Genomic DNA, 15,600 nt, shown 5'->3' with positions numbered 1-15,600 from the left:
AGTTCCTGGCCCGCTACAACGATCATGACAGCGTTTCAGTTGGCACAACGGCGACTTGGAAAGACGCGGATGTTTCCACCGCTGCTGCCCAGTTCAACAGCCAAGGCGTTCCGGACAGCTACGAGCGCGCCGAGGCCGTTGTCGGTGAGCTGCACCAAGTTTCATCCAGCAAGATTGCCGCCGTGGTGCATGAGATTGCCCATACCCGCGAACAGGCCGCCCACGTCCATGAAGATGATGGTCACAGCCTTTAACCACGGAGGACATGATAGATGATTGTTCGCACTCTGATCTTGTTCGCCGCAGTCGCAGGGACTTGGTACGCGACGAAAGCACATACAGAAAAGCGCCTCACTACTCAGTGGCGGTTGGCGGTTGTGAAATGCGTTGCCGGGAATGCTGAGATTGCTGGATTGGAACAATGTGTCGTCCAGGCCGTCCGTCCATCGTCTGGTACATCTGTTGCAGGAGGCGAATGATGTTGGCAACAAATCAAAACCACTGTGCAGTGCCTTCAACTGCACAGATTGCGTCGATGATGGGGCATAACAACCCGCCCCCTGAGAAAGTCATCAAGCCGTCGCCCGACAGTGTTTTCGGGCTTCGGGCTGCATGGCTTCGGTTCGCGGAAAAGAGGGAGTTAGTCCGTCTTGCTAAGCTGCACGTTCGGATCGAGCGGAAAGAGCAAGCTCTGAAGGATCTGCGAGCCGAGCGCACCAAGATCATGAGCAGGTGTATCCGTCGAATGCGCCGGGCCTCTGGCAAGAACTGAGTGCCACGCATCGCCAGTGAAAAAGCCGCCCCAGGGCGGCTTTTCTTTGTTTGGGGTGGTCAACACATCAGGGGAGCCAGGTTGCACCGGTTTTGTCAGCAACGGCGAATAACTGCAGCTCTACTGTTCTCTGTCGTTCAGGGTCCACATCATAAAAGGCCGCTCTGAGCCCATAGCGGAAGTGTTGAATTCTCGCTGCGCGCACTCGCAGAGAAATCGTCGCCGCAACATCGCGAAATCCGCCTCTGCAGCGCGGCGAGATTATCCGCCATTCGTGCATGCCGCAGCGAGAATTTGACAGAATAGGACCGTGTTGCGGACGAAGCCGCCACCTCTCGAATGAAGGTTGTTGGCGGCAGCGTTGACTGACCAAAGCTGCACCGCAGTCTTTGCTCGAACGAGGATACGCGGAGATCGCCCGTGACCACGCCCGATGCCCTTTGCACCCTGACGTCCAATTCGCCGGCCGCCCGGATTCCTCCTGGACGCCTCGCTATTGCGATTTGATGGGCTTGGGAAGCATCGCGTCGTTCGGCCTTCTCCTTGTTTCAAGTGGCGACCACGCGAGCCGCGTTGCCCTCAAAAGACGAGCCAGAGCAGAGCCATCGCGCATAGCGCGACCGGTCCGAGCCGCCGTAGATGCTTGGGCAGGATGGGAGCAGCGGCAACCGGCTCCTTTCGTCGGACGGGCGTATGGGACCTACGCGCCACTTCTGCTTGGGTTCGAGCGACAGCGCCGAAGGCATCGATGAGCATGCTTGCCTTGTTGGGCGTCCAGTTGGGGCGGTTGTAGACATCGCGCATGGTGCGGTCCTCTTTTCGAGCGGTGATTGGGGCGATCCGGGTGTAAGAATTGTTGCGGGGGTCCGGGAGGCGGGCGTTACCGACGCGTGAAAAACGTGATAATACTTTGGCGTTTCGGTCACGGGAGGTTCACAAGAGTGATGCGTTACAGCCTGAAGCTCATGGGTCGCTTTCAGCTAGCCGCGCTGGGTGGAAGCCCAGTAGAAATGGCGTCGCATCGGATGCAGGCGCTCGTCTTAGCCCTGGTGCGGGCCCAAGGTCGACCGCTGCCGCGTCAGCGCCTGCGCGACCTGCTCTGGGAGGATCGGGGCGAAGAACAGGGGCGGAACAGCCTCCGCAAGTTGCTCTCCGATCTCCGGCGGGCGTTCGAGCCCACGATGGATCTTCCGTTCCGCATTACGACGAGCGACGTCGCTCTGGAACCGGAGGCCGTAGTGACGGACCTGGAGGAGCTCGCCTTGTTCGACGCCCCATCCGCCGGGCGTGAACTCGCTGCCCGACCCTACGCCGAACTGCTGCAGGGCGTCGACCTCCCGGGTGCAGAGTTCCAGCGTTGGCTCACGACCGAGCGGCAATGGGCGCTGGATCTTTACCTCGGTGCCATGTCTGGGCGCATGGGAATCCTCGAAGCGCGTGGCGATCTCTATGAGGCTCGGCAGTTCGCCGAAGCAGTCCTCTCCGCCGACCAGGCGAACGAAGCCGGGTTCCGCATTCTCATGCAGGCCGCGTGGCTCGACGGCGACCGGTCGGCGGCGATCCGGTATTTCGAGCGTTGCCGAGCGAATTTGGCGGCGGAGTTTGGCGTTGGGCCGGACCAGCGAACGATGGCGCTTCTGGAAACGATCCGCTCTGAGCCCGCCGAAGGCGTCAAGGCCTCGCCTCGGCGAGACGGTGTCCAGATGTCCCCGTTACAGGAGAAACCCTCGATCATCGTTCTGCCCTTTGATGCGCTTTCGGAGGAACCCGGCAATCAACATCTGAGCGATAGCCTGACCGACATGATTACCGGAGAGCTCTCGCGCTTTCACGACCTGCATGTGATCGGAAGCCGTTCGGCCTTCGAGTATCGTGATCGTGAGGACAGCGTTTCGCAGATATGTGCCCGCCTCGGAGTTGCCTTCGCGCTCACTGGAAGCGTCCAGCATGCCGGCAAACGTGTTCGGGTCGTTGCGCAGCTAGTCGACGGACCGACAGGCCGCGTGGCCTGGACCGACCGTCTCGACCGCGATCTCGAAGATGTTCTGGCGCTTCAGGACGAATTGAGTGAGACGATCGCCGCGCGGCTGGCATCTGGCTATGGCGGGCAGTTGCGCAGGGCCTGGCAGCGTTCCAGACAATCGACCCAACCAGCCGACATGGCTGCCTATGAGTGCTTCTCCCGGGCACAGGATGCGATCGATGACAACTGGTCGCCAGAGGGAGTGGCGCTTGGTCGGAACCTCCTGGTCCGGGCAGTGGATCTCGACCCAGGGTTCACGAAGGCCCGGGCAAAGCTCGCGTGGACTTACCTTCTGGACGCCTCCGAAGGGTGGAGCGCGGACCCAGAAGCCGACATCTTGCGCGCCGTCAAAGTCGCCCGCGACGCTGTTACCACCGACCCCTACGAACCTTGGGCCGTCTGGGTGATGGGAGCCTGCGAAATCTATGCTGGGCGCCACCGCGACGGCCTTGACTGGTTCGAGCGGGCGATCGAGCTCAATCCGAACGACGCGGATCTCGTTTGCGACTATGGCTACTACCTCGGGCTCGCGGGAGAGCCGGAGGCTGGACTTCGCGCGACGGAAAAGGCGATGCGTCTCCAGCCGCACCATCCGAGCTGGTATCTGATGCAGTATCAGCAGGTCCAGTTTGATGCGCGCCTCTACGCCCAGGCGATCGCAACAGGCGCACGATTGCGCGGATCGGAGACGCGGATCACTTGGATGTTGCTTGCGGCCGCACACGCTGGCTTGGGCGACATGGCGAATGCACAGGAAGCACTGGCTCGACTTCGGATCATGGACCCAAAGACCACCCTCAGCAAATGGACCGACCCCAGACTGCTGCCATACGCCGATGCCACTGCGCGGGAGCATCTTGAGGAATGTCTTAGCAAAGCTGGTCTCGACTGACAAAAGAGCAATGTGCGGAAAAGCAGCCGTTCGATCGCAGGCCTCGAGTGGCTGGCCCGCGCTCACAGCCGACTTGCGGCGTCGCGGCAGGGCGAGCCTCAACCGCGAACCGAAAGCCGCCGCTTCCAGTAGGCGGATGAGTCCACCCTTTCAGTGTAATGGTGTTGCACCCGGACGCTCGGTGGTCGGAAGCGGTCGCTCAATTGTCAAGGGAGCAACAGCGGCTCGGAGCCCAAAGTTACCGGGTGCTGTAGCCCGCGCTAACGACGGCAATGCGCAGATAGCGGACTTTGCAAAGTTTAATGGGCGGCTTAGCGCCACATAACGGCCGCCCGTTAAAAAAGCGCGAAGGTCTGTTCCGAGCCCAAATCTACCGATGCTGCAGCTAGCTCGAATGGGCGTGATGAACATGGAGCGGACGTCCTCGGGTGTGATCACTCTTCCTGCCGTCTTTTGAAAAGAGTCAAAAATTCACACGCATATGCCACCTAGGGATACACATCTGAGATGCTATCGTTGGAGCGAAGGTCATTAAATTCGAACCTGGCTTCATCTCTCCACCTGTAAACAATTGTACATGATTCAAAATTCTTTTCAGTTCTTTGCTCATAGGCCTGTCGGTACAAATCATTGCTACAAACAAGGCGAATTTTGGCTTGGAGCGTTTCTCCGTCCCTGTTTCGCCGACAACAAGGAGGAAAGAAATGTTCAAGATTTCAACGGGACTCGGGTGTGTATTTGCTGCGGCAATTACCGCCTCGGCGGCCCAAGCGGACGAATGCGGCGAAGTATCTATCATGCAAGGCGACTGGGGGTCTGCGCAGATCGTCACAGCGGTTGCGAAGTTCCTGATGGAGCAAGGTTACGGGTGCGACGTCACCGCAATGCCGCTCTCGAGCAACCCCGCGCTGGCATCCGTATCCGAGACCGGAGAGCCCGATATTCTGACTGAAATCTGGACAAACGGCGCGCCGGCTTACCAAGGGCTGGTTGACTCAGGTGCGATCATTCCTGTGACCGAAGTTCTATCAGATGGCGGTGTCGAAGGGTTCTTTGTTCCGAACTACCTTGTGGAGGAGCATCCGGAACTGGCAACAATTGAAGGCATCGCAGCCAACCCCGAACTCGTCGGAAATCGATTTCACAACTGCCCCGAGGGATGGACTTGTCTGAATGTCAGCACCAACCTGATGAAGGCAGGCGGGCTGATTGATGCAGGCATTGAAAACTTCGTGCATGGATCAGGCGAAACCCTTGCCGCTTCGATCGCTGCCGCCTACGAAAACAAAGAGCCATGGTTCGGCTTTTATTGGGCGCCGACTTCAGTACTGGGTAAATACCCGATGACTCTGGTCGATATGGGCCCCCATGACCCTGAAAAGCATGCCTGCAACATCACAGCGGAATGCGGGACGCCAGCAATGAGCGCCTTCCCTCGCAGCGAAGTGGTTACAGTTCTCTCCAAGGAATTCATGGCCGAAAACGCAGCAGTGTCTGAGCTGATGACAAATCTGTCCTTCACCAACGCACAGATGGGCGAAACGCTGGCATGGGTCGAGGACAACAATGCCTCCTACGATGAAGGTGCGGTGCACTTTCTGACGACCTACAAGGATGTCTGGGGGGCGTGGCTTAACAATGCTGCGCGCGACAAACTTTCCGCATTGCTGCAGTAATCTGCACGGAAAGGGGCATCCTCAGTGATGCCCCTAACGTACTGAAGAAGATCGGAAAGTGTAGATAATGGCCTTCTATGACAAGTTATTTAGCGTATTGGGTTTGAGCGAATGGTGTGGCACGTCAGACGATAAAGCGCCTCTTTCGCTGGCGGAGCTTGCGGCGCAAGCAGGAGGAGAAGAGGCCTCTGGGTCGCTCATTCCAATTCCCTCGTTTGATAATCTGCATGAAAGCTGCAACCGCATATGGCAGTCGCGCGATGTAACCAACGGGATCGAAGAAGGGTTTCTGGCAGCCAAACCGGTCCTGAAAACTGTTCTAGACCCGATCACACAACCATTGAGCTGGATGCTGGATGGCGCACTTTGGCTGTTTGAAGCGACGCCGTGGTTCATCATGGTTCCGCTTCTGGTGGCGATTTCCTGGTACGCGTCGCGTTCGCGTCCTGTGACGATCTTCGTCGCCGTCTCGATTATGCTACTGGCCGTCGTAGACCACTACGATGTGGCGATGCAGACCCTGTCGATCATCTTTGTATGTACGACAATATCGGTGCTGTTCGGTGTGCCCATTGGAATTGCCATGTCGAAATCCGACCGGTTGCAAAAAAGCGTCGTTCCGTTACTCGACCTGCTGCAAACGCTGCCGACCTTCGTGTACCTGATCCCTCTGATTTTCTTGTTCTCGGTCACGGAGTCCAAACTCTACGGGATTGCGATCATCCTTTACGCGATTGTTCCAGTGATCCGCCTGACAGATTTGGGCATTCGGCTCGTGGATCGGGACGTGATCGAGGCGGCCAATGCCTTTGGCATGAATGACCGCCAGAAATTGATGCGAGTACAATTGCCGCTGGCGCTGCCGAACATCATGGCCGGGATCAACCAGACCATCATGATGAGCCTTGCCATGGTCGTGATCGCCTCTCTTGTTTCGGCCCCAGGCCTTGGCGTGAACGTGTTGCGCGGAATCCGAAACCTTGAACTGGGTGTGGGCATCGTCGCTGGCATCGGCATCGTGCTGCTGGCCGTGATCCTTGATCGCGTGTCCAAAGCGGCTCTCACACGGGTCGATAAAACCCAAGTCAAGCATTAAGGAGCCGGTTCGATGACACAACCAATGGTCAGCCTGCGCGGGCTCTACAAGATCTTCGGTTCCAGCGACAAGGACGTGTTGCACCATGTCCAGCGTGGCATGGGCAAGGAAGAGCTGCTAGCGCAGCACAAACATGTTCTGGGCCTCAACAACATCAACGTCGATATGCAGGCCGGCGAAATCACAGTGGTCATGGGCCTGTCGGGTTCGGGAAAATCCACGCTGATCCGCCACCTGAACCGGTTGATCGAACCCACTGCAGGCGAGATCATCGTGCAGGGTGAGGACGTGATGGGCCTTTCAGAGGACGGGCTGCGCCATGCCCGTCAGGAAACGATGTCGATGGTGTTCCAGAAATTCGCACTTTTGCCGCACAAGACCGTGCTGAAGAACGCAGGCATGCCCTTGTCGGTACGTGGCGAGTCTGAGGCTGATTGCGATAAGGAAGCCGCCAAGTGGCTGGATCGCGTGGGTCTGAGCGGGTTCGAGAACCATTATCCAGCGCAATTGTCCGGTGGGATGCAACAGCGTGTGGGCATTGCCCGGGCGCTGACCGCGAACACACCGATCATGCTGATGGACGAGGCTTTCTCGGCTCTTGACCCACTGATCCGAACCGACATGCAGGACCTGCTGCTCGAGCTGCAAAAAGAGCTGCACAAGACCATCATCTTCATCACTCACGATCTAGATGAGGCGTTGAAGCTGGCCGATCACCTTGTGATCCTGAAGGACGGCTTTGTCGTGCAGCAGGGTGAGCCGCAGCATATCCTGCTGAACCCCAACGATCCTTACATCGAAGACTTCGTGAGTGACATCAACCGCGCACGGGTTCTGCGGGTCCGCTCGATCATGACCCCGCTTGTCGGCGGCAACGTGCCAAGAGAAGCCCATGGCGAAGTGGACGTGAACGACACGCTCGAAAGCATGATCGCGCGGTCCGGCGGGGATACGTCACACGCCTATCTTGTCAAAGATGGGGGGCAGACGGTCGGCACACTGGATATGACCGAACTGGTGCGCGCTCTTGTCCCTCGCGTCGCATCCGAGGCCGGTGCGCGTCAGTCCTGACGCGCGCTGACGGCAGAGCTGGAATTCAACAGATCAGGCCCGAAATAGCCGCATGGTTGGGTCGGCCTCGATCTGTTCGAACAGCCAGTCGATAAATGTATCGAGCTTGGGGTTGGGTGCACGCTCTTTTTGCGTCGCCAAATACCAGCGGCCTGGCTCGGGTACTGAAATGTCGAAGGGTCTAACCAGACGCCCCCTCTCAAGATCACGCGCGCAAAACGGTGCCCTTGCGACGCTGATACCGTGATTATTTAGAACAGCCTCACGGACAAGCGGGTAATTGTCGAAAACAGAGCCAAATTTCATCGTTTCGCGATCTAAGCCCGCCGCATCCAACCAGCAGTCCCAGTCATCCGGCTCATTCCATGTGTTTGGGACACTCAGCAACAGGAAATTTTTTAGCTCTTCCAGCGGCATTCCACCGCTTGCCGTTTTCAAGGCCTCCGGAGCACATACCGGGTAGATATCGGTTTCGAACAACGGGCTATAGTCAAAACGTTTGTCAAATGGTGGTGCATTGAACACGCCCACATCGAACCGGTGCATGTCATAATCACCGTCTTCAAAGGTAGAGACTATGCGCACGCGTGTGTCTGGATTATCCTGAAGAAATTCAGCCAATCTGGGCTGTAACCACATTGTATTGAAACTTGCGTAGGACTGAACGAGCAACACGTCCGGTTCTTCAGGTGTCTGGATGCGCCGTGTGGCTTTGATGATTCCCTGAATGTGTTCGCGTACTGGCGGGTAATACTGCTCGCCAGCCGGTGTTAGCTCGACCGAACGGCTTGTGCGTTCCAGTAGTTTAACGCCGATTGATGTTTCCAGTGCTTTGACTTGGTGGCTGACTGCCGCATGCGTCACACAAATCTCGTCCGCGGCCTTTCGGAAACTTTTGTGACGCGCCACCGCCTCAAAAGCGCGCAGTGAAACCAGCGTGGGCATGTGGGTGGTCATTGCAGCATCTCCTCGATGAAATCAATCGCTTACCCTCAAGCAGAGTTATCCGACGACCGGCGCGAATTTAGCAGGGTTTTGATACTGTTTTTCATAACCTGTCAGGGGGTAGCACGCAATTCGCGGTGCGATGTTATCGGTTAGAATTTCTTGATGAAAGGAAATTTCTTTCAATTCTTCGACTGGGTGAGAAATGCCAGATTAGCAGATAGAAATGTTATGGGATTCCACCGTCATGCCACCACTTTCACCATCGCCAAATGCATATGGCTATCCGTTGCTGATCAAACACTTGCTGGCCGGATCCCAGCTCTCGTCAGCCAGCCAAGAGATCGTCAGCGGCACCGAAATGCGGCTGAGCTACGCGGAGTTGGGCAAACGCGTGCGCCAACTTGCCAATTCTCTAAAGGCCAGCGGGATACATGAGGGCATGCGCGTCGGTGTCATGGATTGGGATACGCACCGCTATCTTGAATGTTTTTTTGCGGTCCCGATGATGGGCGCAACCCTTTTCACGATCAACGTGCGGCTGTCTCCTGCGCAAGTACTATATACGATCAACCACGGCAAACCGGACCTGATCATCGTGCATCGCGATTTCATGCCGCTCATTGAGGGTATCAAATCGGGCTTTGATCGGGACATCATCGTTGTACCGATTGGAGACGGTGAAGGGTATGAAGAGTGGATAGGTAAGGCCCCAGGCAGCTTTGACTTCCCAGACTTCGATGAAAACCAAACGGCAACCTTGTTTTACACAACCGGGACCACCGGCAATCCCAAGGGGGTGAGCTATTCACACCGGCAGTTGGTCCTTCACACGTTGGGCCTGATTGCCGGCTTCGGTGCGTGGCCCGGAAATGCCGGATTTCATCGCGGCGACGTTTACATGCCGCTGACGCCCTTGTTTCACGTCCACGGCTGGGGATTTCCATATGCCGCAACGATGCTGGGGCTGCGTCAGGTCTATCCCGGTCGATATGACCCTGACACAATCTTGCGATTGATTGCAGACGAAAACGTCACCTTTTCCCACTGCGTGCCCACGGTTCTGTCAATGGTGCTCGACCATCCGGGCTGCCCGCAAACTGACCTAAGCCAATGGAAGGTCATCATTGGCGGGGCCGCTATGCCGCGCAATCTGCAGGACCGGGCGGCGGCGGCGGGCATATCATTGCATGCGGCCTATGGGATGTCCGAGACCTGTCCGTTTCTGACGGTGACCGATTTGTCCAGCAATGATCCAGGGGTGCAGGCGCAAACCGGCTTTCCCGGCCCGCTTGTCGACCTTCGTGTTGTGACACCGGATATGAAAAACGTCCCGCATGACGGCGAAACAACCGGCGAAGTTGTTGCTCGGGCTCCCTGGTTGACACAAGGCTATCTGGACAACGCGCAAGCCTCAGATGAACTTTGGGATGGTGGGTATCTGCATACCGGGGATGTTGGGTGTATCCGCGAGAATGGGTCGTTGCAAATCACTGACCGCCTCAAGGACGTGATCAAGACCGGCGGCGAGTGGATTTCATCACTGGCACTGGAAAACATAGCATCGTCTTGTGGTGGTATCGAGGACGTCGCCGCGATCGGACTGCCGCACGCGAAGTGGGGCGAACGGCCAGTGTTAGTCGCTCAAGTCGCAAAGGATGCCGACCCGGATCTTGTACGCCAGAGCGTTGTGGAAGAAATCCAGTCGCGTGTCGACGCAGGTGAGATATCAAAATGGGCAGTTCCGGACGAATTAATCTTTGTCGACCGCCTTCCTAAAACCAGCGTCGGCAAGCTCGACAAGAAACTCGTGCGGCAAGATATTTCAACGCGCTCGGACTTAAAATCATGACAGACAAACAACACCGTATTCAGGCGCTTATCGGGTCCATTGTCACCTATCTGCAGGCTCATAGAGCCGTCACGCCCGGCGTCGATCTGACGTTGGACAAGCTGGCAACCATGGACCTGTCTGACGAGAGGCTCATTGACTTACCCTCCCAAGGAACCCGGCATGATGAGGTTCTGAAGAACGCCATCGACGGGGTTGTCGCCCCCGAATTGCAGGAAATCGCAGGTTGTCTGAAAGCGGCGAAGGATGATCTGATCTGGCGCGAAGACAACGCCCAATTCTATCCCCCTGGTGCCGAATTGGGCGAGGGATACACAAAGTGTAACCTACATACTCTGCTGATTGGGCCAGACGCATGTGGACATCACCATCCCGATTTCAACCTTGGCATTTTCATGCTGGGTCCACGGACGCTGTATCGCGACCACAACCACGACGCGCCAGAGCTTTATCTGAACCTGTCCGAAAAATCGGGTTGGCGGTTTGGCACTCGCGATTGGCAGGATTATCCGGCTGGATCACTTATCTGGAATGCGGCGGGCGATCCCCACGCCACCCGGGTCTATGATCAACCGTTCATCTCGGTCTTTGTCTGGCTCGAGAACGTGCATTCACCCTGCAATGTAATCCATTTCGACGACTGGGCAGAGGTCGAACAGGATCTTGCCAAACAGTCCAATTGAGGTTTCCGAACATGATTTCCATTAAACACACTGAGGGTGTCGCTTTCATTGAGCTGAATGCCCCACCGGTGAACGCCCTTGGCCTGAAGATGCGGCAGGCGCTTTCCTCGGCCATCCACGAGTTGGACGCCGATGAACAGGTCCAAGCTATCGTTCTATGCTCGGCTCTGCCGCTCTTTTGCGGCGGCGCTGACATCGTCGAGTTCCGAACCGGGGCAGTTTGGGACAAACCGGACCTGCCAGACCTGTGTGTAACGATTGAAACCAGCAAAAAACCCATTATCGCCGCGATTGCAGGCCCCGCTATGGGTGGTGCGCTGGAGATCGCGCTTGCCTGTGATTACCGTGTCGCCACGCCGGATGCATTGATGGGGCTGCCCGAGATCAAGCTGGGGCTGCTGCCAGGCGCCGGGGGCACCCAAAGGCTGCCACGGACTGCCGGGCTGGAAGCGGCAACGCAAATGATCCTTTCGGGTGATCCCGTGAAAGGCGAATATGCCCTGTCTTGCGGGTTGGTCGACGCACTGTTTGAAAACAACCAGGATTTTCGCGCGCATGTTTTGGGTTTCGCCACCCGTGTCAGCCATGAGGGCGATCCGAAACGCAGTTGCGCGGATATGACCGTCACACACCCTGATCCAAAGGGTTTTCTGACGCGATTCCGAGACCAGATAGTACCAAAGTCCAAAAACCTCGTCGCCCCTGAACGATGCTTGGTATCCATCGAGGCCGCGTGCGAATTGCCGCTGGTCGAGGGGTTGGCACAAGAGAAGGCAGGTTTTGCCGAACTGCTAGACACACCTCAATCGCGCGCCGGGCGGCATCTGTTCTTTGCAGAGCGTGAATGCACCAAGGTTCCGGGCGTTACTCGTGCTGACCGACCACGTGACATTTCATCGGTCGCCGTGATCGGCGCAGGAACAATGGGGCGCGGCATTGCCATCGCCTTTCTGCAGGCGGGGTATCCGGTCACGCTTCTGGAAACCACACAAACTGCGCTGGAACAGGGGCTGGATCAGGTCAGGGAGCATTTCCAACGCGCGGCCCAAAAAGGCCGGCTCAGTGCCGATCGGGCAGAGGCAATCGCCGCCAACGCCACAGGAACGCTCAACTACGGCGACCTTACAGAGGCCGACCTGATCATTGAAGCGGCGTTTGAGAGCATGAATGTCAAACGCCAGATTTTCGAAGCGTTGGACCAGCACGCCAAACCTGGCGCGATACTGACCTCAAACACATCGACGTTGGATCTTGATGAAATCGCCGCAGTCACGTCACGCCCGGAGGATGTGATTGGTCTCCATTTCTTCAGCCCGGCGAACATCATGCGCTTGCTAGAGGTGGTGCGGGGCGCCAAGACCGCTGCGGACGTCATTGCAACGGCAATCACGGTAGCAAAGAAGATCCGAAAGCTCCCTGTAACGGTTGGCGTGTGCTACGGCTTTGTTGGAAACCGGATGCTGGAACCATACTTCCGCGAAGGATCCCGTCTGCTTCTAGAGGGGGCGACGCCGAAACAGGTGGATGACGTCCTTGAAGGCTTCGGCATGGCCATGGGCATTCATGCGATGGCAGATCTGGCGGGAGTCGATGTGGGCGCCCGCGTGCGTCAGGAGCGGCGTAGTGAAATCGCGCATGACCCGACATACCAGGCTGTGCAGGACAGGTTGTTTGAACTGGGCCGACTGGGTCAGAAAACCGGGCGAGGAAGCTATGTCTACGAGGGGCGGACACGGGTCGAAGACCCTGAGATAGTTCAAATCAGTGCCCATTTGGCGGACCTGCATGGTGTGAAGCGCAGGGACATTGACGATCAGGAAACCCTTGAACGGTGTCTGTTTCCCCTGATCAACGAGGGCTTTCTCATCCTTGAAGAGGGCATTGCAACGCGCCCGGGTGATTGCGACCTGATCTGGACTAATGGCTATGGCTTTCCGAACTGGCGCGGCGGCCCAATGCACTATGCCGACGAGATTGGGTTAAGCCAGATTCTGGAACGCATGAACCACTATCGGCAGTCGCTTGGCGCCTATGGTGAGATGTGGTTCACGCCTGCGCCTTTGTTGGAAGAACTCGCAACCTCGGGCGTGACACTTGCCGCGCATTTTGATGCCAAAAAGGAAAAATCATGAGAGAAGCCGTTATCGTCTCAACCGCACGAACCCCTATTGGGGTGGCCTTCAAAGGTGCGCTGAACAACATCAAATCCCCTACCATGATGGGGCACGCCATTCAGCACGCGGTTGAACGTGCAGGCGTGGACCCCGGTTTGATCGAAGATGTCGTCATCGGATCGGTCCTGACTGCGGGAACCGCAGGCATGAATGTCGCTCGTTTGTCGACGCTGGCTGCGGGCCTTCCCAATACGGTGGCAGGACAGACGATCGACAGGCAATGCTCCTCCGGGTTGATGGCCATAGCGACGGCTGCAAAGCAGATCATCGTGGATGGTCAGAACGTCGCCGTGGCTGGCGGGCAGGAGAATATTTCCGCCCTGCAGAATGCCTATCTGAATTGGGCTGGCGATGAGAAAGATCCAAACGTTATCGCCCGATCTGAGCATGCCTACATGCCGATGCTGATGACGGCGGAAAATGTGGCGCGGACCTATGGGATCAGCCGCGAAGCGCAGGATGAATACGCCGCCCTGTCGCAAGCCCGGACGGCCCAGGCTCAGGCCACTGGCGTTTTTGACGACGAGATTGTCGCGATCACTGCGATCAAACGCGTCAAGAACCGCGAAACCGGAGAGGAAACCCTGGAAGAGGTGACCTTGTCAAAAGACGAAGGCAACCGGCCGGGCACGAGGGCCGAAACACTCGGGGCATTGAACCCGGTCGTCGAAGGAGGCCTGATCACTGCCGGAAACGCAAGCCAGCTTTCTGACGGGGCCTCGGCTTGTGTGCTCATGGACCGCAAAATGGCTGAGCAGCAGGGCCTGACACCGCTAGGTGTCTATCGCGGTATGGCAGTTGCTGGAAACGCACCGGAAGAGATGGGAGTCGGCCCGATCTATGCCATTCCAAAGCTGCTGAAGACGGCAGGTCTCCGCACGAGCGACATCGGCCTTTGGGAGCTTAACGAAGCCTTTGCCTGCCAGGTTCTCTATTGCCGCGACCATCTTGGGATCAATCCCGAAATCTATAATGTGAACGGCGGTGCCATCTCGATCGGCCATCCCTATGGCATGACGGGCGCGCGGCAAGTCGGGCATGCTCTGCTTGAGGGGAGGCGCCGTGGCGTAAAATACGTGATTACGTCCATGTGTGTTGGCGGAGGCATGGGGGCCGCAGCGTTGTTCGAAGTCGCCTGACCCTGCTGAAATGAGTTCAAGCAGAGCGTTATCTGGTTGAGACATTGACATTCAGTCATCTGCGAAAGCCACCATCTGCAAGCCTGCGTTTCATGTCGACCGGAATTGGTGATACCTCCTGAGGCGTTATGACCAATGTCACGCCAACGATCCTTTCCACGGTTTCCAGCCAGTTTGTCGATGACTGGCTGGCGGCGCTGCGTGCCCTGTGCCCAGAGGCGCAGATGGCGGCGCTGCTTAGCCGGTCCGGTCTGAACGCGGATACGCGCTCGCCGAATGGTCGCGTCACGCTGGATCAGATCGTTTGCCTCTATCAACTTGCCGCAGTTGAGACCGGTGATGAGATGATGGGGCTTTGGAGCAGACCCGTCCGGCCAAGGGCCCTACAACACCTTCTGACGACTGTCAGAGAGGCCACGTCTCTTGCATCTGCACTCTACCGGTTTTCGACCTTCTGGAACTTGCTGTTGGATGATTATCAGTTTGATCTGGATGACGCTGAAGGTGCGTTGGTGCTTACCCTGAAACCACAAGGCGATGTGCCGGTTCAGCGCTTTGGGCATATGCTGATCCTTAAGCTGGCGCATGGGCTTATGTCCTGGCTGGCCGGGCACGAGGTGCCGGTCAGAGGCGTCGATTTCGCATTTGATCGCCCAGCGTTTGATCAGGATTACGCGATCATCTTTCCCGCACCCTTTCAGTTTGGCCAGCCCGCCACCGCGATCTCGTTCGATCCGAATGCACTGGGCCGTGTGCAGGCGCGCAGCACATCTGATCTTGATCGGTTTTTGCAAAACGCGCCCCGGGACTGGATCTTCACCTCTTCGCGTGAACACACACAATCGCTGCGGGTGCGCACATATCTGGGTCAAACGGGTTGGGAGGCGGCGACCCTGACTCGGACTGCATCCGCGATGCACATGACCCCGCGCACCCTGATCCGCAGGCTGCAGGCGGATGGGACGTCGTTTCAGGCCATAAAGGATGCCCTGCGGCGCGACATCGCGATCCGCGACCTGCAGGCGGGGCGCAAAAGCGTTGAGGCCATCGCACATGATGTCGGCTTTTCCTCGGCTGCCAATTTCCACCGGGCCTTTCAACGCTGGACCGGCAGCACCCCCAGTTCGTACCGCAAGACGAATATCTGAGACGCGCTTTTTGTCACTTTTGGACAATACCCTGTCACCACGCGAGATAGAGCGAAGAAGTCTCTCCTGCTAAATCTTGCGCAATACAAAGCGTTCTCACCTAGTTCTCCTCTAGAAGCTTGACCCGCT

The 15,600-nt window shown here is 57.4% G+C and carries 13 protein-coding genes; 11 read left to right on the top strand and 2 right to left on the bottom strand.

Features of this window, described 5'->3' with window-relative positions; genetic code table 11:
- Both ACR0AU_RS21110 and ACR0AU_RS21105 read left to right on the top strand, forming a co-directional pair.
- The coding region (locus ACR0AU_RS21110) for a hypothetical protein (RefSeq protein ID WP_480796255.1) at positions 1–254 on the top strand (254 nt) is incomplete at its 5' end.
- A 224-nt stretch (positions 255–478) separates the two neighbouring features.
- A complete protein-coding gene (locus ACR0AU_RS21105) occupies positions 479–772 on the top strand; it encodes a hypothetical protein (protein ID WP_170425344.1) in 294 nt (97 codons plus the stop codon).
- Between the two features lie 579 nt (positions 773–1,351).
- Here the strand turns inward: ACR0AU_RS21105 and ACR0AU_RS21100 are convergent.
- Positions 1,352–1,576, bottom strand: coding sequence for a hypothetical protein (locus ACR0AU_RS21100; RefSeq protein WP_217354367.1), 225 nt, complete (start codon positions 1,574–1,576; stop codon positions 1,352–1,354).
- A gap of 140 nt (positions 1,577–1,716) precedes the next feature.
- Between ACR0AU_RS21100 and ACR0AU_RS21095 the strand changes: the two genes are divergently transcribed.
- The 4 genes from ACR0AU_RS21095 to ACR0AU_RS21080 all read left to right on the top strand — a co-directional run bounded on the left by ACR0AU_RS21095 (position 1,717) and on the right by ACR0AU_RS21080 (position 7,530).
- Positions 1,717–3,687, top strand: coding sequence for a BTAD domain-containing putative transcriptional regulator (locus tag ACR0AU_RS21095; protein ID WP_480796256.1), 1,971 nt, complete (start codon positions 1,717–1,719; stop codon positions 3,685–3,687).
- Between the two features lie 704 nt (positions 3,688–4,391).
- Positions 4,392–5,363, top strand: coding sequence for an ABC transporter substrate-binding protein (locus ACR0AU_RS21090; protein ID WP_170512729.1), 972 nt, complete (start codon positions 4,392–4,394; stop codon positions 5,361–5,363).
- 67 nt (positions 5,364–5,430) lie between these two features.
- Positions 5,431–6,459 carry an ABC transporter permease subunit gene (locus tag ACR0AU_RS21085; RefSeq protein WP_170512731.1) on the top strand — a complete coding sequence of 343 codons (1,029 nt, stop codon included), beginning with the start codon at positions 5,431–5,433 and terminating at the stop codon, positions 6,457–6,459.
- Positions 6,460–6,471: 12 nt separating this feature from the next.
- A complete protein-coding gene (locus ACR0AU_RS21080) occupies positions 6,472–7,530 on the top strand; it encodes an ATP-binding cassette domain-containing protein (RefSeq protein WP_170512733.1) in 1,059 nt (352 codons plus the stop codon).
- Positions 7,531–7,563: 33 nt separating this feature from the next.
- Here ACR0AU_RS21080 and ACR0AU_RS21075 read toward each other — a convergent pair whose 3' ends face one another.
- Positions 7,564–8,487: a LysR substrate-binding domain-containing protein gene (locus ACR0AU_RS21075; protein ID WP_170512735.1), complete on the bottom strand. Its 924-nt coding sequence runs from the start codon at positions 8,485–8,487 to the stop codon at positions 7,564–7,566.
- Between the two features lie 235 nt (positions 8,488–8,722).
- Between ACR0AU_RS21075 and ACR0AU_RS21070 the strand changes: the two genes are divergently transcribed.
- From ACR0AU_RS21070 to ACR0AU_RS21050, 5 genes are all read left to right on the top strand, one after another.
- Positions 8,723–10,327 (top strand): fatty acid--CoA ligase, encoded by a 1,605-nt coding sequence (locus ACR0AU_RS21070; RefSeq protein ID WP_170512737.1) that lies wholly within the window; start codon positions 8,723–8,725, stop codon positions 10,325–10,327.
- Entirely contained in the window at positions 10,324–11,010 is a 687-nt protein-coding gene (locus tag ACR0AU_RS21065; RefSeq protein WP_170512739.1) for a dimethylsulfonioproprionate lyase family protein, read from the top strand. Before ACR0AU_RS21070 ends, ACR0AU_RS21065 begins: the two co-directional genes overlap by 4 nt.
- Positions 11,011–11,021: 11 nt before the next feature.
- Positions 11,022–13,142 (top strand): 3-hydroxyacyl-CoA dehydrogenase NAD-binding domain-containing protein, encoded by a 2,121-nt coding sequence (locus ACR0AU_RS21060; RefSeq protein WP_170512741.1) that lies wholly within the window; start codon positions 11,022–11,024, stop codon positions 13,140–13,142.
- Positions 13,139–14,323: an acetyl-CoA C-acyltransferase gene (locus ACR0AU_RS21055; protein ID WP_170512743.1), complete on the top strand. Its 1,185-nt coding sequence runs from the start codon at positions 13,139–13,141 to the stop codon at positions 14,321–14,323. The genes ACR0AU_RS21060 and ACR0AU_RS21055 overlap by 4 nt, the downstream gene beginning before the upstream one ends.
- A gap of 128 nt (positions 14,324–14,451) precedes the next feature.
- Positions 14,452–15,471: an AraC family transcriptional regulator gene (locus tag ACR0AU_RS21050; protein WP_170512745.1), complete on the top strand. Its 1,020-nt coding sequence runs from the start codon at positions 14,452–14,454 to the stop codon at positions 15,469–15,471.
- The last annotated feature ends 129 nt before the right edge of the window (positions 15,472–15,600 follow it).

This window comes from Ruegeria sp. CG1, from assembly GCF_056537265.1.
This window is presented reverse-complemented; position numbering and strand designations above follow the sequence as displayed.

Coding starts and splice junctions, on each gene's coding strand:
- ACR0AU_RS21105 (WP_170425344.1), top strand. CDS start 479: ATGTTGGCAACAAATCAAAACCACTGTGCAGTGCCTTCAACTGCACAG.
- ACR0AU_RS21100 (WP_217354367.1), bottom strand. CDS start 1,576: ATGCGCGATGTCTACAACCGCCCCAACTGGACGCCCAACAAGGCAAGC.
- ACR0AU_RS21095 (WP_480796256.1), top strand. CDS start 1,717: ATGCGTTACAGCCTGAAGCTCATGGGTCGCTTTCAGCTAGCCGCGCTG.
- ACR0AU_RS21090 (WP_170512729.1), top strand. CDS start 4,392: ATGTTCAAGATTTCAACGGGACTCGGGTGTGTATTTGCTGCGGCAATT.
- ACR0AU_RS21085 (WP_170512731.1), top strand. CDS start 5,431: ATGGCCTTCTATGACAAGTTATTTAGCGTATTGGGTTTGAGCGAATGG.
- ACR0AU_RS21080 (WP_170512733.1), top strand. CDS start 6,472: ATGACACAACCAATGGTCAGCCTGCGCGGGCTCTACAAGATCTTCGGT.
- ACR0AU_RS21075 (WP_170512735.1), bottom strand. CDS start 8,487: ATGACCACCCACATGCCCACGCTGGTTTCACTGCGCGCTTTTGAGGCG.
- ACR0AU_RS21070 (WP_170512737.1), top strand. CDS start 8,723: ATGCCACCACTTTCACCATCGCCAAATGCATATGGCTATCCGTTGCTG.
- ACR0AU_RS21065 (WP_170512739.1), top strand. CDS start 10,324: ATGACAGACAAACAACACCGTATTCAGGCGCTTATCGGGTCCATTGTC.
- ACR0AU_RS21060 (WP_170512741.1), top strand. CDS start 11,022: ATGATTTCCATTAAACACACTGAGGGTGTCGCTTTCATTGAGCTGAAT.
- ACR0AU_RS21055 (WP_170512743.1), top strand. CDS start 13,139: ATGAGAGAAGCCGTTATCGTCTCAACCGCACGAACCCCTATTGGGGTG.
- ACR0AU_RS21050 (WP_170512745.1), top strand. CDS start 14,452: ATGACCAATGTCACGCCAACGATCCTTTCCACGGTTTCCAGCCAGTTT.